This window comes from Enterobacter sp. D2 (assembly GCF_034427575.1).
Classification (GTDB): Bacteria; Pseudomonadota; Gammaproteobacteria; order Enterobacterales; family Enterobacteriaceae; genus Enterobacter; species Enterobacter cloacae_M.
In genome coordinates, this window is sequence record NZ_JAXQPP010000001.1 from 152322 (window position 1) to 172812 (window position 20491).

General features: G+C 57.9%; 19 protein-coding genes and 1 other RNA gene. 14 read left to right on the forward strand and 6 right to left on the reverse strand.

Annotated features, from left to right (window positions below; all coding sequences use genetic code 11):
• The first annotated feature begins 43 nt into the window (after positions 1–43).
• Positions 44–862, forward strand: a complete 819-nt coding sequence (cof, locus tag SPG90_RS00730; protein WP_126302955.1) for an HMP-PP phosphatase — start codon at positions 44–46, stop codon at positions 860–862.
• A 40-nt stretch (positions 863–902) separates the two neighbouring features.
• Here the strand turns inward: cof and SPG90_RS00735 are convergent, their stop codons facing one another.
• Positions 903–1952, reverse strand: a complete 1050-nt coding sequence (locus SPG90_RS00735; protein ID WP_241238555.1) for a PLP-dependent cysteine synthase family protein — start codon at positions 1950–1952, stop codon at positions 903–905.
• 112 nt (positions 1953–2064) lie between these two features.
• Here SPG90_RS00735 and SPG90_RS00740 point away from each other — a divergent pair, with 112 nt between their 5' ends.
• The 5 genes from SPG90_RS00740 (at position 2065) to amtB (ending at position 7985) form a co-directional block, all read left to right on the forward strand.
• Positions 2065–2523, forward strand: coding sequence for an Lrp/AsnC family transcriptional regulator (locus SPG90_RS00740; RefSeq protein WP_023310581.1), 459 nt, complete (start codon positions 2065–2067; stop codon positions 2521–2523).
• Between the two features lie 30 nt (positions 2524–2553).
• Positions 2554–4326 (forward strand): SmdA family multidrug ABC transporter permease/ATP-binding protein, encoded by a 1773-nt coding sequence (locus SPG90_RS00745; protein ID WP_047173816.1) that lies wholly within the window; start codon positions 2554–2556, stop codon positions 4324–4326.
• Complete coding sequence (locus tag SPG90_RS00750; protein WP_039263947.1) at positions 4319–6100, forward strand: SmdB family multidrug efflux ABC transporter permease/ATP-binding protein; 1782 nt, start codon at positions 4319–4321, stop codon at positions 6098–6100. Before SPG90_RS00745 ends, SPG90_RS00750 begins: the two co-directional genes overlap by 8 nt.
• A gap of 221 nt (positions 6101–6321) precedes the next feature.
• Positions 6322–6660 (forward strand): P-II family nitrogen regulator, encoded by a 339-nt coding sequence (glnK, locus tag SPG90_RS00755; protein ID WP_008503304.1) that lies wholly within the window; start codon positions 6322–6324, stop codon positions 6658–6660.
• A gap of 35 nt (positions 6661–6695) precedes the next feature.
• Complete coding sequence (gene amtB / locus SPG90_RS00760) at positions 6696–7985, forward strand: ammonium transporter AmtB (RefSeq protein WP_023310584.1); 1290 nt, start codon at positions 6696–6698, stop codon at positions 7983–7985.
• Positions 7986–8080: 95 nt separating this feature from the next.
• On the opposite strand, the gene tesB is transcribed toward amtB, so the two are convergent.
• Positions 8081–8941, reverse strand: coding sequence for an acyl-CoA thioesterase II (tesB, locus tag SPG90_RS00765; RefSeq protein ID WP_045400695.1), 861 nt, complete (start codon positions 8939–8941; stop codon positions 8081–8083).
• 200 nt (positions 8942–9141) lie between these two features.
• Here tesB and SPG90_RS00770 point away from each other — a divergent pair, with 200 nt between their 5' ends.
• Positions 9142–9669: a YbaY family lipoprotein gene (locus tag SPG90_RS00770; protein ID WP_008503301.1), complete on the forward strand. Its 528-nt coding sequence runs from the start codon at positions 9142–9144 to the stop codon at positions 9667–9669.
• 33 nt (positions 9670–9702) lie between these two features.
• Here SPG90_RS00770 and SPG90_RS00775 read toward each other — a convergent pair whose 3' ends face one another.
• Positions 9703–10014 (reverse strand): MGMT family protein, encoded by a 312-nt coding sequence (locus SPG90_RS00775; RefSeq protein ID WP_029741631.1) that lies wholly within the window; start codon positions 10012–10014, stop codon positions 9703–9705.
• 170 nt (positions 10015–10184) lie between these two features.
• Here SPG90_RS00775 and ffs point away from each other — a divergent pair.
• From ffs to SPG90_RS00790, 3 genes are all read left to right on the forward strand, one after another.
• Positions 10185–10281: signal recognition particle sRNA small type (gene ffs / locus SPG90_RS00780), an RNA gene on the forward strand.
• 260 nt (positions 10282–10541) lie between these two features.
• Positions 10542–10793, forward strand: coding sequence for a hypothetical protein (locus tag SPG90_RS00785; protein ID WP_023310587.1), 252 nt, complete (start codon positions 10542–10544; stop codon positions 10791–10793).
• Positions 10790–11005, forward strand: coding sequence for a hypothetical protein (locus SPG90_RS00790; RefSeq protein WP_023310588.1), 216 nt, complete (start codon positions 10790–10792; stop codon positions 11003–11005). The genes SPG90_RS00785 and SPG90_RS00790 overlap by 4 nt, the downstream gene beginning before the upstream one ends.
• An 81-nt stretch (positions 11006–11086) precedes the next feature.
• On the opposite strand, the gene SPG90_RS00795 is transcribed toward SPG90_RS00790, so the two are convergent.
• On the reverse strand, positions 11087–12508 hold the full coding sequence (locus tag SPG90_RS00795; protein ID WP_063409824.1) for a PLP-dependent aminotransferase family protein: 1422 nt from the start codon (positions 12506–12508) through the stop codon (positions 11087–11089).
• Positions 12509–12594: 86 nt separating this feature from the next.
• Here SPG90_RS00795 and SPG90_RS00800 point away from each other — a divergent pair, with 86 nt between their 5' ends.
• From SPG90_RS00800 to SPG90_RS00810, 3 genes are all read left to right on the forward strand, one after another.
• The gene (locus SPG90_RS00800) at positions 12595–13206 is read left to right on the forward strand and encodes a YczE/YyaS/YitT family protein (RefSeq protein ID WP_047173818.1); all 612 of its coding nucleotides are present in this window, start codon (positions 12595–12597) and stop codon (positions 13204–13206) included.
• Positions 13207–13283: 77 nt separating this feature from the next.
• Positions 13284–14354, forward strand: coding sequence for a LacI family DNA-binding transcriptional regulator (locus SPG90_RS00805; protein ID WP_045400700.1), 1071 nt, complete (start codon positions 13284–13286; stop codon positions 14352–14354).
• 102 nt (positions 14355–14456) lie between these two features.
• Complete coding sequence (locus tag SPG90_RS00810) at positions 14457–17546, forward strand: beta-galactosidase (RefSeq protein ID WP_322407832.1); 3090 nt, start codon at positions 14457–14459, stop codon at positions 17544–17546.
• A 39-nt stretch (positions 17547–17585) separates the two neighbouring features.
• Here SPG90_RS00810 and SPG90_RS00815 read toward each other — a convergent pair whose 3' ends face one another.
• Entirely contained in the window at positions 17586–18434 is an 849-nt protein-coding gene (locus tag SPG90_RS00815) for a nickel/cobalt efflux protein RcnA (protein ID WP_322407833.1), read from the reverse strand.
• 134 nt (positions 18435–18568) lie between these two features.
• On the opposite strand from SPG90_RS00815, the gene SPG90_RS00820 reads away from it, so the two are divergent.
• Complete coding sequence (locus tag SPG90_RS00820) at positions 18569–18841, forward strand: metal-sensing transcriptional repressor (RefSeq protein ID WP_023310594.1); 273 nt, start codon at positions 18569–18571, stop codon at positions 18839–18841.
• Here SPG90_RS00820 and SPG90_RS00825 read toward each other — a convergent pair.
• Positions 18834–20399: an EAL domain-containing protein gene (locus SPG90_RS00825; protein WP_248161544.1), complete on the reverse strand. Its 1566-nt coding sequence runs from the start codon at positions 20397–20399 to the stop codon at positions 18834–18836. The genes SPG90_RS00820 and SPG90_RS00825 overlap by 8 nt on opposite strands.
• Between the last annotated feature and the right edge of the window lie 92 nt (positions 20400–20491).

A 20491-nucleotide genomic window follows, 5' to 3' on the forward strand; every position in this document is an offset into this window, starting at 1 on the left:
ATACTGTTGCACAAGTTAACCGCATCACATTTCGGGAGTAATCATGGCTCGGCTCGCTGTATTTGATATGGACGGTACGCTGTTAATGCCGGATCACCGTTTAGGGGAAAAAACCCTGAACACGCTGAAGCGCCTGCGCGAGCGTGATGTCACCCTGACGTTTGCCACCGGGCGTCATGTGCTGGAGATGCGCCATTTGCTGGGGGCGTTCTCCCTCGACGCTTTTCTGATCACCGGCAACGGGACGCGAATTCACTCCGTAGAAGGGGATGTGCTGCACCGGCAGGATCTCAACCCGGAAGTCGCGGATATCGTGCTGCACAGTACCTGGGACACGCAGGCCAGCGTCCACGTCTTTAACGATCGCGGCTGGTTCACCGGAAGCGAAATCCCGGAATTATTGCATGCGCATGTTTACAGCGGTTTCAAATACCAGCTTATCGATCTGCGTCGGATCCCCGCCCATGCGGTAACCAAGATCTGCTTCTGCGGCGATCATGACGATCTGTGCCGCTTAAGGATTCAGCTGAATGAGGCGCTGGGCGACCGGGCGCATCTGACCTTCTCGGCGGTAGATTGTCTGGAAGTGCTGCCGGTGGGCTGTAACAAAGGCTCCGCTCTGGCGGTGCTGAGCGACCACCTTGGCTTAACGCTGCAGGAGTGTATGGCGTTTGGTGACGCCATGAACGACCGCGAAATGCTCGGTAGCGTAGGTCGCGGTCTGATCATGGGGAATGCGATGGCGCAGCTGAAAGCAGAACTTCCCCATCTGCCGGTTATTGGCCACTGCCGCAATGAAGCAGTGTCCCATTTTTTGACGCATTGGCTGGACAACAACAATCTCCCGTATTCCCCCGAATAGTGAGACCCTTCCAGCAAGCCAGACTTCGGTCTGGCTTTTTTTATTTCACCAGGTCTGCAATCTGCGCTTTCCACGGGGCGATATCGCCGATGTTGGCCTGCACCCACTCTGCGTTGTAGTAGGTATCGAGATAACGCTCGCCGCTGTCGCACAGCAGCGTGACGATGGAACCGGTGCGGCCCTCTTCGCGCATACGGGCGGCAAGCTGCAGTGCGCCCCACATATTTGTGCCCGTCGATGCGCCCACCTTGCGGCCCAGCTGCGTCTCCAGCCAGTGAGCAGTGGCCACGCTGACGGCATCCGGCACGCGCATCATCTCGTCCACCACATCGGGGATGAAAGACGGCTCGACGCGCGGACGGCCAATGCCTTCAATTTTGCTGCCTACCGGGCTGCGCAGGCCAGCATCGCGGTTTTGCCAGTAGTCGAGGAACACGGAGTTCTGCGGGTCAACCACCATCAGCTGGGTATCGTAGCCCTGACAGCGGATGTAGCGTCCGATCGTGGCTGACGTGCCGCCGGTACCGGCGCTCATGACAATGTAGGACGGAACCGGATGCGGTTCGTGGGTCATCTGGCGGAAGATACTGTCGGCAATGTTGTTATTCCCGCGCCAGTCCGTCGCGCGCTCGGCGAAGGTGAACTGGTCCATATAGTGGCCGTTCAGCTCGCGGGCCAGCATTTCGGAGGCGGCGTAGATTTCGCAGGCGCTTTCCACAAAGTGGCAGCGTCCGCCGTAAAATTCGATCTGTTCGATTTTGCGTTTTGCGGTGCAGGACGGCATCACCGCGATAAACGGCAGACCCAGCAGGCGGGCGAAATAGGCTTCTGACACCGCCGTTGAACCGGACGAAGATTCAATAATAGTGGTGCCTTCTTTAATCCAGCCGTTACATAAACCGTATAAAAACAGCGAACGCGCCAGGCGATGCTTCAGGCTGCCGGTGGGATGAGTGCTTTCATCTTTCAGATAGAGCTGAATGCCGTCAAATCCCGGCAGGGAAAGGCGAATCAGATGCGTATCCGCCGAGCGCTGATAGTCGGCATTGATTTCGCTGATCGCATGTTTAACCCAGGTGCTATTCATCATCGTTATCCGTTTGTCATTTTGTGCCTAGGATAGCGAAAAGCACAGAAAAAATTGTTGCTATCTGGCCTTTAAAATAGAATGAAGAGAGAAAAATTTTCTCTGTGAGGTGGGTATGCTAGATAAAATTGACCGCAAGCTCCTTTCATTGCTGCAAAATGACTGTACCCTCTCTTTGCAGGCGCTGGCAGATGCCGTTAATCTGACCACCACTCCGTGCTGGAAGCGCCTTAAGAAGCTGGAAGATGACGGCATTCTTCTGGGGCGCGTCGCGTTGTTAGATCCCGAAAAGCTGGGGCTTGGGCTGACGGCATTTGTGCTGATAAAAACCCAGCATCACAGCAGCGAGTGGTATTGCCGCTTCGTTACTCAGGTGTCTGAGATGCCCGAGGTGCTCGGTTTCTGGCGTATGGCCGGAGAGTATGATTACCTGATGCGCGTCCAGGTGGCCGACATGAAGCGCTATGATGATTTCTACAAGCGGCTGGTGAACAGCGTACCGGGTTTGTCGGACGTCACCTCAAGCTTTGCCATGGAACAGATTAAATACACCACAGCATTACCCATTGAATAACTTCGTAAAATACCTTCAGGAACAAACCGCGTGCGATTATTTGCCCAATTAAGCTGGTACTTTCGTCGGGAGTGGCAACGCTACCTCGGTGCAGTCGCCCTGCTTATTATTATTGCCATCCTGCAGCTGATCCCGCCGAAAGTGGTGGGATACGTCGTGGATGGCGTCACCGAACAGCATTACACCACCGCACGGGTGTTGATGTGGGTCGGCACGCTGGTGCTGACGGCGGTCATTGTTTATCTGCTGCGCTACGTCTGGCGCGTGCTGCTGTTTGGTGCGTCCTATCAGCTGGCCGTTGAGCTACGTGAAGATTTTTACCGCCAGCTGAGCCGACAGCATCCCGAATTTTATCTGCGTCATCGCACCGGGGATCTCATCGCCCGTGCGACGAACGACGTCGATCGCGTGGTCTTTGCCGCCGGGGAAGGGGTGCTGACGCTGGTGGACTCGCTGGTGATGGGCTGCGCGGTGCTGATCGTGATGTCCACACAGATCAGCTGGCAGCTGACCCTGCTTGCCCTGCTGCCGATGCCGATCATGGCGCTGGCGATCAATCGCTATGGCGAACAGCTGCACGAGCGCTTTAAGCTGGCCCAGGCGGCGTTTTCATCTCTGAACGATCGCACCCAGGAGAGCATGACCAGCATCCGCATGATCAAAGCGTTTGGTCTGGAAGACCGTCAGTCTGCGCTGTTTGCCGCCGATGCGGCAGACACGGGGGCGAAAAACATGCGCGTCGCGCGTATCGACGCCCGTTTTGACCCGACGATTTATATCGCAATCGGCATGGCAAATATGCTGGCCATTGGCGGCGGAAGCTGGATGGTGGTGCAGGGCACGCTTACCCTGGGGCAATTGACCAGCTTTGCGATGTATCTGGGTCTCATGATCTGGCCGATGCTGGCGCTGGCCTGGATGTTTAACATCGTGGAGCGCGGCAGCGCCGCCTACAGCCGAATTCGCGCCATGCTGGCCGAAGCGCCGGTGGTCATCGACGGCAGTGAAGCCGTACCGGAAGGGCGCGGCGTCATGACCGTCGACGTCCGCAAGTTTGTCTATCCGCATACGGAGCATCCGGTGCTGGAGAACGTCAGCTTTACCCTGCAGCCAGGGCAAATGTTGGGCATCTGCGGCCCGACGGGATCCGGCAAAAGTACCGTGCTCTCTCTGCTTCAGCGCCACTTTGACGTCACCGAAGGCGATATCCGCTTCCACGATATTCCCCTGACCAGACTGCTGCTGGACGAGTGGCGCGGTCGCCTGGCGGTCGTCAGCCAGACGCCGTTTTTATTTTCGGACACCGTGGCGAACAACATCGCCCTGGGACGCCCTGGGGCGACGCAGGACGAGATTGAACATGTGGCGCGTCTGGCCAGCGTACATGATGATATTTTGCGTCTGCCGCAGGGGTACGAAACGGAAGTCGGGGAACGCGGCGTTATGCTGTCCGGCGGGCAAAAGCAGCGTATCTCCATTGCCCGCGCGCTGCTGCTGAATGCTGAAATCCTGATCCTGGATGATGCCCTTTCTGCCGTGGACGGCCGTACCGAGCATCAGATCCTGCATAACCTGCGCCAGTGGGGTGACGGACGCACGGTGATTATCAGCGCCCACCGTTTGTCGGCGCTCACTGAAGCCAGCGAAATTGTGGTCTTACAGCACGGGCACATTGCCCAGCGCGGGCAGCATGAAACGCTTGCCGAGCAGCCGGGCTGGTATCGCGATATGTACCGCTATCAACAGCTTGAGGCGGCGCTGGACGATGCGCCGGAGCAGGATGAGGAGGCCGCCAATGCGTAAGCTCGGAACGATGTGGCCGACGCTCAAACGTCTGCTGGCCTACGGCTCGCCGTGGCGTAAACCGCTCTCCGTGGCCGTGCTTTTACTCTGGATTGCGGCGATTGCTGAGGTGAGCGGTCCGCTGCTCATCAGCTATTTTATCGACAACATGGTCGCCAAAAGCTACCTTCCGCTGGGGCTGGTGGCGGGCTTAGGCGTGGCCTACGTTGGCCTGCAGCTGGCGGCGGCAGGGCTGCACTATGCTCAGTCGCTGCTGTTTAACCGCGCAGCCGTGGGCGTTGTTCAGCAGCTGCGTACGGATGTGATGGACGCGGCGCTTCGCCAGCCGCTCAGCGAGTTTGATATCCAGCCGGTCGGGCAGGTGATTTCGCGCGTGACCAACGATACCGAGGTGATCCGCGATCTGTACGTTACCGTGGTCGCGACGGTGTTACGCAGCGCGGCGCTGATTGGCGCGATGCTGGTGGCGATGTTCAGCCTCGACTGGCGCATGGCGCTGGTGGCGATCACCATCTTCCCGGCGGTGCTGATTGTCATGGTCATTTACCAGCGCTACAGCACGCCGATCGTGCGTCGGGTGCGCGCGTATCTGGCCGACATCAACGATGGCTTCAACGAAGTGATCAACGGCATGAGCGTCATCCAGCAGTTCCGCCAGCAGGCGCGCTTTGGCGAACGCATGGGTGAAGCCAGCCGTTCGCACTACATGGCGCGTATGCAGACGCTGCGGCTTGATGGTTTCCTGCTGCGTCCGCTGCTGAGCCTTTTCTCGGCGCTGGTGCTTTGCGGGCTGCTGATGCTCTTCGGGCTGAGCTCAAACGGTACGATTGAAGTGGGCGTGCTGTACGCCTTTATCAGCTATCTCGGACGCCTTAACGAGCCGCTGATAGAGCTCACCACCCAGCAATCGATGCTGCAGCAGGCGGTGGTCGCCGGTGAGCGCGTGTTTGAGCTGATGGACAGGCCGCGCCAGGCCTACGGCAATGACGAGCGTCCTCTGCAAAGCGGGACTATCGCCTTTGATAACGTCTCGTTTGCCTATCGCGAAGACCGGCTGGTGCTGCAGGACATCACGCTTGACGTTCCGTCGCGCGGTTTCGTGGCGCTGGTGGGGCATACCGGCAGCGGTAAGAGCACGCTCGCCAGCCTGTTGATGGGCTATTACCCGGTCACGCACGGCGAAATCCGCCTCGACGGGCGCCCGCTCGCGTCTCTCAGCCACACCGTGTTGCGTAAAGGCGTCGCGATGGTGCAGCAGGATCCGGTCGTGCTGGCCGATACTTTCTACGCGAACGTGACCCTTGGCCGAGACTACTCCCAGGAGCAAGTCTGGGACGTGCTGGAAAAAGTGCAGCTGGCAGAGCTGGCGCGCGGGTTTAGCGATGGGATCAATACCAAACTGGGCGAGCAAGGGAACAATCTCTCCGTCGGTCAAAAGCAGCTTCTGGCGCTGGCGCGGGTGCTGATTGAAACCCCGCAGATCCTGATTCTGGATGAAGCCACTGCCAGTATTGACTCCGGCACCGAGCAGGCCATCCAGCAGGCGCTGGCCGCCGTACGCGACCATACGACGCTGGTGGTGATTGCCCACCGTCTTTCCACCATCGTCGATGCCGATACCATTCTGGTGCTGCATCGCGGACAGGCCGTTGAACGCGGTACCCACCGTGAACTGCTGGAAGCAAAAGGGCGCTACTGGCAGATGTACCAGCTGCAGCTGGCGGGCGAAGAGCTGGCGGCCAGCGTGCGCGATGAAGAGTCGCTTAGCGCCTGATGCACCAAAATGAGGCGACGCGCTAACAGTCATTCCTGTTGGTGCAAAACGGAAACGCACCCTGCACCGGCATGGTGCGTTTTTTTTTCACCGGTTCGTTAACCAGAACCGTGCAACGCTCGTTATGCCGCTTTTCCCCCTGGTTTTCATTTCTGGCACACCCCTTGCAATACCTTCTGCGTAAGCTGCGGCCATTACCGAATTCTGACTGGAGGGGATCTATGAAGCTGGTTACGGTTGTAATCAAACCATTCAAACTCGAAGACGTGCGTGAAGCGTTGTCTTCAATGGGTATTCAGGGACTGACTGTCACCGAAGTGAAAGGCTTTGGTCGTCAGAAGGGTCATGCCGAGCTTTATCGCGGGGCGGAATACAGCGTTAACTTTCTGCCAAAAGTAAAAATTGATGTCGCGATTGCTGACGATCAGCTTGATGAAGTCATTGATGTCATTAGCAAAGCGGCCTATACCGGCAAAATTGGCGACGGCAAAATTTTCGTTGCCGAACTGCAGCGCGTCATTCGCATCCGTACCGGCGAATCTGACGAAGCGGCTCTGTAAGTAACTCCTGGCACACAGTGATAGGGATCGAGAAAATGAAGATAGCAACACTCAAAACGGGTCTGGGTTCGCTGGCGCTGCTGCCGGGCCTGGCGCTGGCTGCTACCCCTGCGGTGGTCGACAAAGCCGATAACGCCTTTATGATGATCAGCACCGCGCTGGTGCTGTTCATGTCAATTCCGGGCATTGCGCTGTTCTACGGCGGCCTGATCCGTGGCAAAAACGTTCTCTCCATGCTGACGCAGGTAGCCGTGACGTTCGCACTGGTCTGCGTGCTGTGGGTGGTTTACGGTTACTCGCTGGCGTTCGGCACGGGCAACGCGTTCTTTGGTAACTTCGACTGGGTGATGCTGAAAAATATTGAGCTGACCGCGCTGATGGGCAGCTTCTATCAGTATATCCACGTTGCGTTCCAGGGCTCCTTCGCCTGCATTACCGTCGGGCTGATTGTGGGCGCGCTCGCCGAGCGTATTCGTTTCTCTGCCGTGCTGATCTTCGTGGTGGTCTGGATGACGCTCTCCTATGTGCCGATTGCGCACATGGTCTGGGGTGGCGGTCTGCTGGCAACGCACGGCGCGCTGGACTTCGCGGGCGGTACGGTTGTTCACATCAACGCCGCGGTAGCGGGCCTGGTGGGCGCCTACCTGATTGGCAAACGCGTGGGCTTCGGTAAAGAAGCGTTCAAACCGCACAACCTGCCGATGGTGTTTACCGGTACGGCTATCCTCTACTTTGGCTGGTTTGGCTTCAACGCCGGCTCGGCAAGTGCAGCAAACGAAATCGCCGCGCTGGCCTTCGTGAACACCGTTGTGGCCACGGCGGGTGCAATCCTCTCCTGGGTGTTTGGCGAGTGGGCTGTACGCGGTAAACCGTCTCTGCTGGGTGCCTGTTCGGGTGCCATTGCCGGTTTGGTTGGCATTACGCCAGCGTGTGGTTATGTCGGCGTGGGTGGCGCGCTGCTGGTCGGCCTGGTGTCCGGTCTGGCGGGTCTGTGGGGCGTGACCGCACTGAAACGTGTGCTGCGCGTTGACGACCCATGCGATGTGTTTGGTGTTCACGGCGTGTGCGGTATCGTGGGTTGTATCATGACCGGTATCTTCGCCGCGAAATCGCTCGGTGGCGTGGGCTACGCAGAAGGCGTGACCATGGTTCATCAGGTGCTGGTGCAGCTGGAAAGTATTGCAATCACCGTTGTCTGGTCTGCCGTTGTCGCTTTCATTGGCTATAAGCTGGCGGATATGACGGTGGGTCTGCGCGTACCGGAAGAGCAGGAGCGCGAAGGTCTGGACGTCAACAGCCACGGCGAGAATGCGTATAACGCCTGATAAACAGCAAAACGGCAACTTCGGTTGCCGTTTTTAATGTCTATTCCCTCTCCCGGTGGGAGAGGGTCAGGGTGAGGGCATCAGGCTGTACACAATCACCCGCGATTACGCATTACCCCTTCCTGCACCGTAGACGCGACCAGCACGCCGTCCTGAGTATAAAACTCCCCACGCACAAACCCACGCGCGCTCGACGCTGACGTACTCTCCACGCTGTAAAGCAGCCACTCATTCATGTTGAACGGACGGTGGAACCACATGGAGTGATCGATCGTCGCAACCTGCATCCCTTTTTCCAGGAAACCAACGCCGTGCGGCTGCAGCGCCACCGGCAGGAAGTTGAAATCTGACGCATAGCCCAGCAGATACTGATGCACGCGGAAATCTTCCGGCACGGTCCCGTTAGCCCGGATCCAGACCTGGCGCTTCGGCTCGGCGGTATGGCCTTTCATCGGGTTGTGGAACTCAACCGGGCGGATCTCCAGCGGCTTATCGCAGAGAAACTTCTCTTTGACCTGCGGCGGAAGCAGATGCGCCAGCGCGCGGGCGATATCCGTCTCTGACTTTAAAGAGTCGGGTGACGGAGCCGGGGGCATCACTTTTTGATGCTCGTAGCCGGATTCCGGCGCCTGGAAAGAGGCGGTCATGTAAAAGATCGGCTTGCCGCTCTGAATGGCCGCTACGCGGCGTGCGCTGAAGCTGTTGCCGTCTCGCAGGACTTCAACGTCATACACAATCGGTTTTGCGCTATCGCCAGGGCGTAAGAAGTAGCTGTGGAATGAATGCACCAGACGGTCTGCCGGGACAGTCTCCTTTGCTGCGTACAGTGCCTGTCCGACGACTTGCCCCCCGAAGACCTGGCGTAAGCCGAGATCTTCGCTCTGTCCGCGAAAGAGTCCTTCCTCAATTTTTTCCAGATTCAGTAATGTCAGCAGATTGTTCAGTGCCTGACTCATAGTTGTCCTCAATAAACGCCGTAGCGAAAGATAGGCAGAGTATAACGCAGAAATGAAAGTGGTCCGATGGGTAGAATAATCTGAATATCGGCACGTTTTCAGGCATAAATCGGTGATCTGTGCCACACTTAGATACGTTATGTGATTGAAACGACATCGGATGGGATCGATCCCGCTGGTGCATTGATAAGGAGACTTCAATGAAACTCGTGCCCATGCTAAGTGGTGTAGCTATTGCGGTGGCGTTGTCCGCCTGTGCCGGTAAGAGTGCCCAGGTGCCGGTACCAGCAGCCGACCCGAACGGGATTAATACCCTTTCACAGCAATCCATTCAGCAGCCTAATGTTTCCGGTACCATCTGGATTAAACAGAAAGTTGCGCTGCCGCCGGATGCGGTATTAACCGTAACGCTGTCTGATGCTTCTCTGGCCGACGCACCGTCGAAAGTTGTGGCCCAGCGTGCCGTTCGTACTGAAGGCAAGCAGGCGCCGTTTAGCTTCGTGTTGCCGTATAACCCGTCGGACGTGCAGCCTAACGCCCGTATCCTGCTGAGCGCAGCGGTAACCATCAACGGCAAGCTGGTGTTTATCACCGATACGGTCCAGGAAGCGATCAACAACGGTGGGACAAAAATCGACCTGAACCTGGTGCCGGTACAGCAGACCGAAGTGCCGGTCGCACCGCAGACCAATCAGCCGTCCCTGCCAACCCCACCGACTCAGATGTAATTTCTGCATTTCCCCTCTCCTCCGGGAGAGGGGTCAATACACCCAGCGAAACTTCTGCAAATCGATCTGACCCGACCCTGACACCTGCACCCCTTCTGAAAGTAACGCCTGACGCTGACGCTGAAGATCCGGCCCGGTGAGCGAAATGGCGCCATGACGATTCACCACCCGATGCCAGGGCAGCGTACTGCCTTCCGGCAGCCGTTTCAGGACGCCGCCAACCTGTCGCGCCGCGCGCGGGGAACCGGCCAGACGCGCGACATCACCATAGGTGGTGACGTAGCCTTCCGGGATTGAGGCCACGATTTGCCATACGCGCTGTGGAAAGGAGTCGTGTTCGTCCATACCTTTACCTCTAGGGAGTGTCTGGAAAGCTATGGTAAACGAAGATCTTCATGATTGCTGCGCCTGTTTGTGCAAGAAACCAGCATCCGGTTTCTGGTCGCTTGCAATTGGGTCTTAGCACAGGGATAATGCGCCAGCGCGTTGGTTATCAACGCTCTCAATGGGGGCTCTGTTGGTTCTCCCGCAACGCTACTCTGTTCACCAGGTCAGGTCCGGAAGGAAGCAGCCAGGGCAGACGACGTGTGTGCCGGGATGTAGCTGGCAGGGCCCCCACCCATTTGTGGCCTCATAAGATTCTTCTGCTTCACCTCTCCCTTACATCATTTCTCCACAATAAAACTACGTCTATATTGTGTAATATATATTTCATTGAAATGAAATATTATTGTCATAAACCTGTAATAATAGACTGTCATTTTATAATCGGACGGTTATTTTCTTCCATAACTCAAAAAAATATATATCTGGATAACATTGTTAAGTTCGTGTATTAAATAAAGTACTTATTCCGAAGGGAAGTGACAAACATGGCTACAGCGGTATTAAACGTTAAGATTGATGACGCGCTAAAAGAAAGACTTCGCCACTATGCGGAAGTCAATAACGAGAATTTAAGCGTGACGACAGAGAAACTGCTGCTGCTGGCGTTCGAAGCAGTAGAAGAGGCGGGAGTATCGGAAGAGGATATTGATAATCAGCATACGGAAGAAGAGAGTGTTTCTCCTTTTACTCCTAAAGAAATCAAGGCTCTACGTAAACTTCTGAAGAAGAGAAAATGAAACAACAACTGTCAACCGCCAGTGACTACAACGAGGCCTGCGATCTGTTGCGTTCAGGCTACGTGAAGCATGTACGTCTTGGCTGGAATGTTGGAAGCGATGAGTTCTTTCGTATTGCGTCTGACTGGTGTGATACGGGTGCAAAAATAAAGAAAGACGGTGATAACTTCGTTATTTCACTAAAAGGCTTTCCTATTCCACCTCAGCATTAAACCCTGACCAGTGAAAACTGCTGACTGCATATGTTACAGTCAGCAGTTTTTATTTTATGATCTGCTTCAAATATTTTAATATTAGATCACGCTGCGTTTTAACGATGGCACGTTTTTATTCAGGGCGAGCCATAACGGTTTGATCCTCAGTAACGCCTGCTCAAGCTCTGTCGATTCCAGCGAGAAGGGCATACGTAAATAGCGGTCAAACGCCCCTGATAAACCAAATCGCGTCCCGGTTCCCAGGTTAATCCCGATTATTTCTGCCCGTGCGGCAAGCTGTGTCGCCAGCATGCCCGGGAGCTCTATCCAGTAAGAGAGCCCGCCTTCCGCCTCGTGGAATTTCCACTCCGGGAAATGTTCACGCAGCAGTTCACCACAGCGATCGCGCCGTTCTGCCAGCATCTTCCGACGGGCGGGCAGAAACGTCTCGCTGTTATTAATGAGCCATTGCATTGCCAGCTGTTCCAGCAGCGGCGAGCCTAAATCCAGGGTATCCCGCGTCTGGGCAAGCGTGGCGATGATGCGCGATGAGGCACGGATCCAGCCGAGACGCAGCCCGCCCCAGAAGCTTTTACCGGCAGAGCCTAAGGTGATGACGGTGGCCTGCGGGTTAAAGGCGGCCAGCGGTGGCGGGGGAGGCGCATCAAACCAGAGATCCACCATCGTTTCATCCACCACCAGCGCCGTGCGGGTTTGGGCTGCAATATCCGTGATGGCCTGACGGGTGGCGATATCCATACAGCGCCCGGTCGGATTATGAAAATCTGGCATCAGGTAGGCCAGGCGCGGCGCCGTCTGGGCAAGCGTTGCGGCAAAGCCATCCGTATCCCAGCCGGTTTCCGGCAGCGACACCCCGACTGGCCGACATTGCGCCCCCTGAATGGCGGCAATCGCCAGCGGATAGGTGGGATGATCGACCACGACGCGGTCCCCCGGCCCGGTCATCATCCGCAGTACCAGCGCAAAGCCGCTGACGGCACCATTGACCACCATCACTTCATCTGCGCGGGTGGGAAGACCCCGCGCGGTGTAGCGCGCAGCGATGGCCTCCCGCAGCGTCGGCAGCCCAAGCTGATCGTAGCCCGTCAGCGAGAGATGCGGGGTAATGGCCGTGAGCGCATGGGTATAAGCCTGATGGATCTCCGGCCCGGCATTCAGGGCGGCAGTGGAGAGATCCAGTGCGGCGCTCGCCGCTGAAAGGGTAGGAACGGCGCGCGTGTCAGGGAGAATGACCCGTGACCCGCTGCCGTGGCGGCTTTCAAGGTACCCTTCTTCACGCAGGTGGGCGAGGGCGCTGCTGACGGTGGTTCGGCTCACGTCCAGCGCGGAGGCCAGCTCACGCTCGCCCGGTAGACGCGTATTCAAAGCCAGACGTCCATCGAGGATTAACAAACGCAGCGCGTCGGCCAGCTGTCGCCAGAGCGGGGTGCGGGATGAGGCTTGCTGCCAGTGGCCTAAAAGGCGTACCAGAGACTGACTTCCGAAACGACGTGATGACATATGCAGTCCACTATTTGAAAACTGGATATTAATCATAGTGCCATTTTAGGTCAGGATGAAAGCCTGGTTCACTGGAGAAGATAAAAATGGTACGTCGTCTGCTACAACTCTATGTCGGTTTAGGACTGTATGGCCTTTCCACCGCGATGTTTATTCGTTCCGATTTGGGTGTCGATCCCTGGGATGTGTTTCACCTCGGGGTGGGGATGCAGCTGGGGATGACTATCGGGACGGTAATCATTGTGACCGGCGCTGCGGTGCTGCTGCTGTGGATCCCGCTGCGCCAGATGCCGGGCCTTGGCACGATCAGCAACGTGATTTGTATCGGTCTGGCGGCGGACGCCAGCATGGCGCTTATCCCGGAACTGGATTCGCTAGCCGTTCGAATCGCTTTCCTGGTGTCGGGCATCGTGATGAACGCGATTGCGACCAGCATGTACATCGGGGCCGGTTTCGGGCCTGGCCCGCGCGACGGCCTGATGACAGGCATTCACGCCCGGCTGGGGTGGTCCATTCGCAGCGTGCGTACCTCAATTGAAGTGTCCGTTCTGCTGATTGGGTGCGTGCTTGGCGGCACGTTTGGGGTGGGAACCGTACTGTATGCTCTGACCATTGGCCCGCTTATCCAGCTCTGTCTGCCCTGGTTCCGCCAGAAGCCACGCATTGCGGAAATACCCCAGCCGGAGCGGGTTGTTTAATTTTGCGAAGCGCTCACATGTTTTAACGGCGTCGCTGTGCCAGAATAGACGCTTCGAAAATCGCGATGCCAGAAAGCATGAAAGCAATCACTCTCTATGATGTCGCCCTCCTTGCAGGGGTTTCTTATCAGACCGTTTCCCGCGTCATTAACGACGCGGAACATGTGTCTGCCCGCACGCGAGAAAAGGTGCAGCAGGCGATGGCGGAGCTGCACTACGTTCCTAACCTTCGGGCGCAGCAGCTGGCGGGGAAACGCACCCGTACGCTGGGCCTCATCACCACCGACCTGGCCCTGCACGCGCCTTCGCAAATTGTGTCGGCGGTCAAATCGCGTGCGGCGGAACAGGGGGCGAGCGTCCTGATTTCCATGGTGGAGCAACCCCGGCAGTGTCAGGCCGCGCTTCAGACGCTGCTGGCACAGCGGGTAGACGCGCTGCTGGTGAATGTGCCGCTTGACGATCCACTCGCCGAAGAGCTCGGGGCGCTGGCGTCACCCGTCCCGGTGCTGTTCCTCGATGTGGCGCCCTCAGCGCGGGTAAACAGCCTCGTGTTTAACGCGGAGCAGGGGGCGCGTCTGGGCGTTGAGCATCTGCTTTCGCTGGGGCACCAGCGCATTGCCCTGCTGAGCGGGCCGGAAAGCTCGGTCTCTGCGCGGGCGCGCCTGGCGGGCTGGAAAGCGACGCTGGCGCAGGCGGGTCTTAACGCGGCGGCTGTGGCCTACGGTGACTGGAGCGCGGCCAGCGGTTATGAGAAGGGACACGTGCTGCTGTCGGGGGCGGCATTACCGGACGCGATTCTGGTGGCGAACGATCAGATGGCGCTCGGGGTGATGCGCGCCTGCGCGGAAAAAGGTATCGCAATCCCTGGCCAGCTTTCGGTGGTTGGGTTTGACGATACGGCCGACAGCGCCTGGTTCTCCCCGCCGCTGACGACCATTCGTCAGGCGTTTCGCGAGGCGGGCGAACGCAGCGTGGAGTGGCTGCTGGCGTCTTCCGGGGGCGAAGCGTGCCGGCAGGTTCAGCTGCCGGTGACGCTGGTTACTCGTCATTCCAGCGCGCGGCGCAACCCTAAGCAGGCCGAACGCGAGGATCTGGCGCAGCAGCTCAGAAGCCTGGCACTGCTTGCCGAGCAGATTGCCCGCAAATAAAACTTTGTGATCGGACTCGCTACCCCGCGATTGAACGCTTTACCGTTGCCCGGTGCCAGGGCATGTTAACCAAAATTGTGAGCGCTTCGCAAAGAGGTTACTATGTCCACCACTTCACCGCTGACCCTCAGCGCCATTCTGGCCCGTCGGGACTGGGAAAATCCTGGCGTCACCCAGTGGAATCGTCTGGCCGCACACGCGCCGTTGCACAGCTGGCGCAATGAGCCCTCTGCCAGAGAGGACGCTGGATCCGCCAGCAGGCACTCTCTCAACGGGCTATGGCGGTTTAGCTATTTTTCTGCGCCGGAGCGGGTTCCTCAGGCATGGGTAACCGAAGATTGCGCAGATGCCGTTGCGATGCCCGTGCCGTCTAACTGGCAGATGCAGGGGTTCGACACGCCCATCTATACCAATGTCACCTATCCCATCCCCGTTAACCCGCCTTTCGTGCCGCAGGAAAACCCGACCGGTTGTTACTCGCTCACATTTGAGGTGGATGATGCCTGGCTCCGGAGCGGGCAGACCCGCATCATCTTCGAAGGCGTGAACTCGGCGTTCCATCTCTGGTGCAACGGTCAGTGGATGGGCTATTCCCAGGACAGCCGATTGCCCGCTGAGTTTGACCTCTCGGCGGCATTACGCCCCGGGCAGAACCGCCTGGCGGTCATGGTATTGCGCTGGTGCGACGGCAGCTATCTGGAAGATCAGGACATGTGGCGCATGAGCGGCATCTTCCGCGATGTGACCTTGCTGCATAAACCCGATACGCAGATTGCCGATTATCACGTGGTGACGGACCTGAATGCGGAGCTGGACCGCGCGGTGCTGAAGGTGGATGTCACGCTGGCAGGCGCTGGCTTTGCGGACGGCGAGGTGGTCATGACCCTGTGGCGCACGGGTGAAAAATGCGCCAGCGTTTCCCGGCGTCCAGGATCGGCCATCGTCGACGAGCGCGGCAGCTGGGCAGAGCGCTTAACGGCGGCGATCCCCGTTGACCAGCCCGCGCTCTGGAGCGCTGAAACGCCAGAACTGTATCGCCTGACGATTGCGCTTCTTAACCCGCAGGGTGAGGTGCTGGAGGTTGAGGCGTGCGACGTGGGCTTCCGCCGCGTTGAGATTAGCAATGGCCTGCTGAAGCTTAACGGTAAACCGCTGCTGATCCGCGGGGTTAACCGGCACGAGCATCACCCGGAAAACGGCCAGGTGATGGACGAAGCGACCATGCGCCGCGATATCGAAATCATGAAGCAGCACAACTTCAACGCCGTGCGCTGCTCGCACTACCCGAACCATCCCATGTGGTACCGGCTTTGCGACCGCTACGGGCTGTACGTCGTTGACGAAGCCAATATCGAAACGCACGGCATGGTGCCGATGAGCCGCCTTGCTGACGATCCGCGCTGGCTGCCCGCCATGAGCGAGCGCGTGACCCGCATGGTGCAGCGCGATCGTAATCATCCTTCGGTTATCATCTGGTCTCTGGGCAATGAGTCGGGCCACGGCGCGAATCACGATGCGCTGTACCGCTGGCTGAAAACCACCGATCCTACGCGCCCGGTGCAGTATGAAGGCGGCGGCGCGAACACGGCGGCGACCGATATTGTCTGTCCGATGTACGCCCGGGTCGATCGGGATCAGCCCTTCCCGGCTGTGCCTAAATGGTCAATCAAGAAATGGATCGGCATGCCGGACGAAACGCGCCCGCTGATCCTCTGTGAATACGCCCACGCGATGGGAAATAGCTTCGGCGGGTTTGCGAAATACTGGGAAGCGTTTCGTAGCCATCCTCGCCTGCAGGGCGGGTTTGTCTGGGACTGGGTCGATCAGGCCCTGACGAAACGGGACGAAAAGGGCAACGCGTTCTGGGCCTACGGCGGAGACTTCGGCGATAAGCCGAACGATCGGCAGTTCTGTCTAAACGGGCTGGTGTTCCCCGATCGCTCGCCGCATCCGGCGCTGTACGAGGCGCAGCGCGCCCAGCAGTTCTTTACCTTTACGCGGGTCAGCACCTCTCCGCTGGTGATTGAGGTGCAAAGCGGCTACCTGTTCCGCCACACCGATAACGAAGTGCTGAACTGGACGGTTGCCCGGGACGGGGACGTGCTGGCCGCGGGCGAGGTGACGCTCTCGATGGCGCCTGAAGGCATCCAGCGTCTGGAGATTGACCTGCCGGCGCTGAACGCCGGGCCGGGTGAGGTCTGGCTGAACGTTGAAGTCCGCCAGCCGCGGGCAACGCCGTGGGCGCCGGCAGACCATCGCTGCGCGTGGGAGCAGTGGCCGCTTCCGGCTCCGCTCTTTCTTGCTCCGCCGCTCCCGGCGGGCGAGCCTCCAGTGTTAACGCAAACCGATCGCATCCTGGAGATCGCCCATCGTCAACAGCGCTGGCAGTTCGATTGCGCAACCGGAAACCTGTCCCAGTGGTGGCGAAACGGCGTTGAAACGCTCCTTTCACCTCTGACGGACAACGTCAGCCGCGCGCCGCTGGATAATGACATTGGCGTGAGTGAAGCGACGCAAATCGATCCGAACGCCTGGGTTGAACGCTGGAAAGCGGCGGGCATGTACGATCTCACCTCGCGCGTGCTGCACTGTGAGGCTGAGCAGCACGCAGGCGAGGTGGTGGTCACAACCCAGCACGCGCTTGAGTATCGCGGCAAAGCCCTGTTCATGAGCCGTAAAGTCTGGCGGGTGGACGATCGGGGCGTTCTGCATGGCGATATTCAGATTGATGTTGCGTCTGATATTCCTGAACCCGCGCGCGTTGGCCTGAGCGTTCATCTTGCCGAAACGCCGGAAAACGTTCACTGGCTGGGTCTGGGGCCGCATGAAAACTACCCGGACAGAAAGCTGGCGGCGCAGCAGGGGCGCTGGACATTACCTCTCGAGGCCATGCACACGCCGTATATCTTCCCGACGGAAAATGGTTTGCGCTGCGATACCCGGGAGCTTGTTGTGGGAACGCATCAGCTGAACGGCCGGTTCCATTTCTCGGTGAGCCGCTACGGCCAGCAGCAGCTGCGTGAGACCACCCATCATCACCTGCTGCGGGAAGAGCCGGGATGCTGGCTCAATCTCGATGCGTTCCATATGGGCGTGGGCGGCGACGACTCCTGGAGCCCCAGCGTCTCGCCGGAATTCCTCCTGCAGACACGCCAGCTTCGCTATACCTTCAGCTGGCAGCAGAACCCTTAACTGCCCATGAAGATGCGGCCACAGAGCGTGGCCGCAGTTTTACGCCAGAATGCCGCTCAGGCCATGCAGGCTCATGTAAATCCCTACTATGGTAATCAGCGCAGCGGAGATCCAAGGCGCTTTACGGGAGAATTCGCTAAACCCGGGCCAGCGTTTGGTCGCGTGCTTGAGGCTTAAGGCGGCAATCGCGCCGGAAGCGACCAGCGTTAACGCCAGACCAATACTGAAGCTGAACACCAGCGTCGCGCCGAGGGCGAAATGCTTCAGCTGCAGGCAGATCAGCAGCACGGTGATGGACGCCGGGCAGGGGATAAGCCCGCCGGTCAGGCCAAACATCACGATCTGTCCTGTGGTGACATTTTGACCGCTGAAGCGCCGGTTAATATCCTGCGCGTGAGCGCGCTGGTGGGCGTCCTGCCACTCTTCTTCAACCAGCGAGTGTTCATGGTGATGATGATGATCATGATGGTGGTCATGGTCATGGTCATGGTGGTGGTCATGGTCATGGTGGTGGTAATCATGATCGTGATGATGATGATCGTGCGGCTGGCTCTCTTTCCAGGTTCGCCACGCCATCCACAGGGCGATCGCAACGATCAGCACTCCGGAGATCAGCTGGAACCAGGGTTCGGACGTGTGCGCATCCCAGCCCCGACCAAACCATAATCCCGCCATCGCAACGAGCCAGACCACCGCCGTATGGGAGAGCGTGGCCGCCAGGCCGAGCAACACCGCCTGTTTCAGCGTGCCGCGGATGGCCACAATAAAGGCGGCCATCATTGTTTTTGAATGGCCCGGTTCCAGGCCATGTAGCGCACCGAGCAGGATAGCGCTGGGAACAAACAGCCAGGCATTGCCCTGCGGAAGAAGTGAAGCAAAATCGGTCATGGGAAATTCCGGAGTGGAAAGCGTGCGGAGATACTACTCCCCCCCAGTAGCTCAATACTACCCCCCAGTAGAAAAATACTCAGGGGGAGTAGAGCGTGATATGCTTTAAAAGCCAAAAAATAAGGAATACAGAGATGTCACATACCGTTCGCGACAAGAAGATGTTACTGACTCGCCTGAAGAAAATTCAGGGGCAGAGCACCGCGCTGGAAAAAATGCTCAACAGCGATCACGAATGCGCCGAGGTGTTACAGCAGCTGGCGGCGATCCGCGGGGCGGTCAATGGCATGATGATGCAGGTGATCGAAGGGCATTTAACCGATCATGTGGTGAAAGAGCCTGAAGAAGCGCAGCGTGAAGCCGATCTTGGCGTGGTGTTGCGGGTGATGAAATCCTATCTTAAGTAGAGTGCATGCCGAGGTTATTTTCTGCCCAAAGAATAAATTCCGTCTTTGGCAGCGCTTTACTGTAAAACCATCCCTGACCGTACTGCACGCCGTGGCGGTGTAGCCAGGCGAGCTGTCCTGCGGTTTCGACGCCCTCCGCTACCATCGCCAGCTTCAGCGACTTCGCTATTTCAATGATGTGCGGCGTCACGTTTTTATACTCCAGCGCATCCACGAAAGATTTATCAATTTTTAGCGTGTCGACGTCCAGATCCTGCAGATAGCTCAGGCTGGAATAGCCCGTGCCAAAATCATCAATATAGACAGGGTGGCCCGAACGACGGAATGCGGCGATAGCCGGTGCGCTAATTTTGGGATCGGCAAAGCCGCGCTCGGTGAGCTCCAGGGCGATTTGCCGGGGGTGGATCTGCCACTTGTTCAGGAGCTGACTCAGCAGAGGCGGCAGGATGCCGGAGGTTAAATCGGCAGGGGCGAGGTTTATGGAGATATGCTGATCCGGATGACGCTGCAGCCAGTGTCCCATATCTTCAAACACCTTTTCGATGACGAGCTGCGTCAGCTGCGAGATGAGCCCCGTTTGCTCGGCAAGGGGGACAAAAATATCCGGCGAGAGGCTACTTCCGTCCGGCTGGGGCCAGCGCGTCAGCGCTTCTGCGCCCACGATTTTTCCGCTACAGAGTGCCACGATGGGCTGATAGTGAACCACAAAATCCCGGCTGTGAATGGCATCCAGCAGGCGATTGCGCGGCGACTGGATACGCCGCAGGATCCGCAGGACAAACAGTGCGGCGAGCAGGCTTATCAACATGCCGAACGGTAACCAGAAAAGAAGCTGCCGGTGCCAGGTTTCAGCCAGCGGTTTGAGCGTTGCCCATGCGACGACGGTAAATCCAAGCTCAGGTACAGACTTCATAACGTACATTGAACCGTTGTACTGCACGCTTTTCACACCCCGCTCCTGAACCATGTCGCGGATGTGAGAATCAAGCTTGCTGCTGCTGGCGAATATGCGGTGCGTTGTGCTTCCTACCAGGGCGGCATCAATCGCTATCTCGCCGAAAGGGATCACGTCCACCAGCGAGGCAGGATCGATCATGACAAGGTAGTGGCCTTTTCCCAGCACCGTCATGTAGCGGTTAAACCCAAGATCGTTTTGCGTGGTCAGCCACGCGCTGTAACCATCTTCGGTAATGCGCATTGGAGGGGGAAAAGGGGGCGCATGACTGGTCTGCTCCAGGGAGGAGCAGAGCGGTCGAAGGTTGTCGATATAAATTACTTCCTGGACATATCGCCACGAGAAAGCGACCCGGCGCATTTCCCTCAATTGCAAGGGGCTACATGGCACTCCCTCAAAAGCCTGCAGGTGATCGAGTGCTTCCTTTGCCTGGTCTACAACCCTGTCGGTGCGTACCAGCACGCGGGAGGCATAGTTATCCAGCGCATCGGCGAATTTATCTTCCGCCTGGCGGTGGGCCAGCCAGATGCTCAGGCAAATGGGGACCAGCACTGAAAAGATAAGTACGCCAGTCACCAGACTGACCAGATGTCGGGTTTTCATGCTGTCGTGTCCTTCCTCGTACACCCGTTCCTGGGCATTGAGTTCCCTGCCTGAAGAGAAAGATTTTACCGCGAAATGATATAGTTATAGCA

What these genes read in the sequence shown, in the direction of transcription:
- cof (WP_126302955.1), top strand. Translation starts at nt 44, where the DNA reads ATGGCTCGGCTCGCTGTATTTGATATGGACGGTACGCTGTTAATGCCG.
- SPG90_RS00735 (WP_241238555.1), bottom strand. Translation starts at nt 1,952, where the DNA reads ATGATGAATAGCACCTGGGTTAAACATGCGATCAGCGAAATCAATGCC.
- SPG90_RS00740 (WP_023310581.1), top strand. Translation starts at nt 2,065, where the DNA reads ATGCTAGATAAAATTGACCGCAAGCTCCTTTCATTGCTGCAAAATGAC.
- SPG90_RS00750 (WP_039263947.1), top strand. Translation starts at nt 4,319, where the DNA reads ATGCGTAAGCTCGGAACGATGTGGCCGACGCTCAAACGTCTGCTGGCC.
- glnK (WP_008503304.1), top strand. Translation starts at nt 6,322, where the DNA reads ATGAAGCTGGTTACGGTTGTAATCAAACCATTCAAACTCGAAGACGTG.
- amtB (WP_023310584.1), top strand. Translation starts at nt 6,696, where the DNA reads ATGAAGATAGCAACACTCAAAACGGGTCTGGGTTCGCTGGCGCTGCTG.
- tesB (WP_045400695.1), bottom strand. Translation starts at nt 8,941, where the DNA reads ATGAGTCAGGCACTGAACAATCTGCTGACATTACTGAATCTGGAAAAA.
- SPG90_RS00770 (WP_008503301.1), top strand. Translation starts at nt 9,142, where the DNA reads ATGAAACTCGTGCCCATGCTAAGTGGTGTAGCTATTGCGGTGGCGTTG.
- SPG90_RS00775 (WP_029741631.1), bottom strand. Translation starts at nt 10,014, where the DNA reads ATGGACGAACACGACTCCTTTCCACAGCGCGTATGGCAAATCGTGGCC.
- SPG90_RS00785 (WP_023310587.1), top strand. Translation starts at nt 10,542, where the DNA reads ATGGCTACAGCGGTATTAAACGTTAAGATTGATGACGCGCTAAAAGAA.
- SPG90_RS00790 (WP_023310588.1), top strand. Translation starts at nt 10,790, where the DNA reads ATGAAACAACAACTGTCAACCGCCAGTGACTACAACGAGGCCTGCGAT.
- SPG90_RS00795 (WP_063409824.1), bottom strand. Translation starts at nt 12,508, where the DNA reads ATGTCATCACGTCGTTTCGGAAGTCAGTCTCTGGTACGCCTTTTAGGC.
- SPG90_RS00800 (WP_047173818.1), top strand. Translation starts at nt 12,595, where the DNA reads ATGGTACGTCGTCTGCTACAACTCTATGTCGGTTTAGGACTGTATGGC.
- SPG90_RS00805 (WP_045400700.1), top strand. Translation starts at nt 13,284, where the DNA reads ATGAAAGCAATCACTCTCTATGATGTCGCCCTCCTTGCAGGGGTTTCT.
- SPG90_RS00810 (WP_322407832.1), top strand. Translation starts at nt 14,457, where the DNA reads ATGTCCACCACTTCACCGCTGACCCTCAGCGCCATTCTGGCCCGTCGG.
- SPG90_RS00815 (WP_322407833.1), bottom strand. Translation starts at nt 18,434, where the DNA reads ATGACCGATTTTGCTTCACTTCTTCCGCAGGGCAATGCCTGGCTGTTT.
- SPG90_RS00820 (WP_023310594.1), top strand. Translation starts at nt 18,569, where the DNA reads ATGTCACATACCGTTCGCGACAAGAAGATGTTACTGACTCGCCTGAAG.
- SPG90_RS00825 (WP_248161544.1), bottom strand. Translation starts at nt 20,399, where the DNA reads ATGAAAACCCGACATCTGGTCAGTCTGGTGACTGGCGTACTTATCTTT.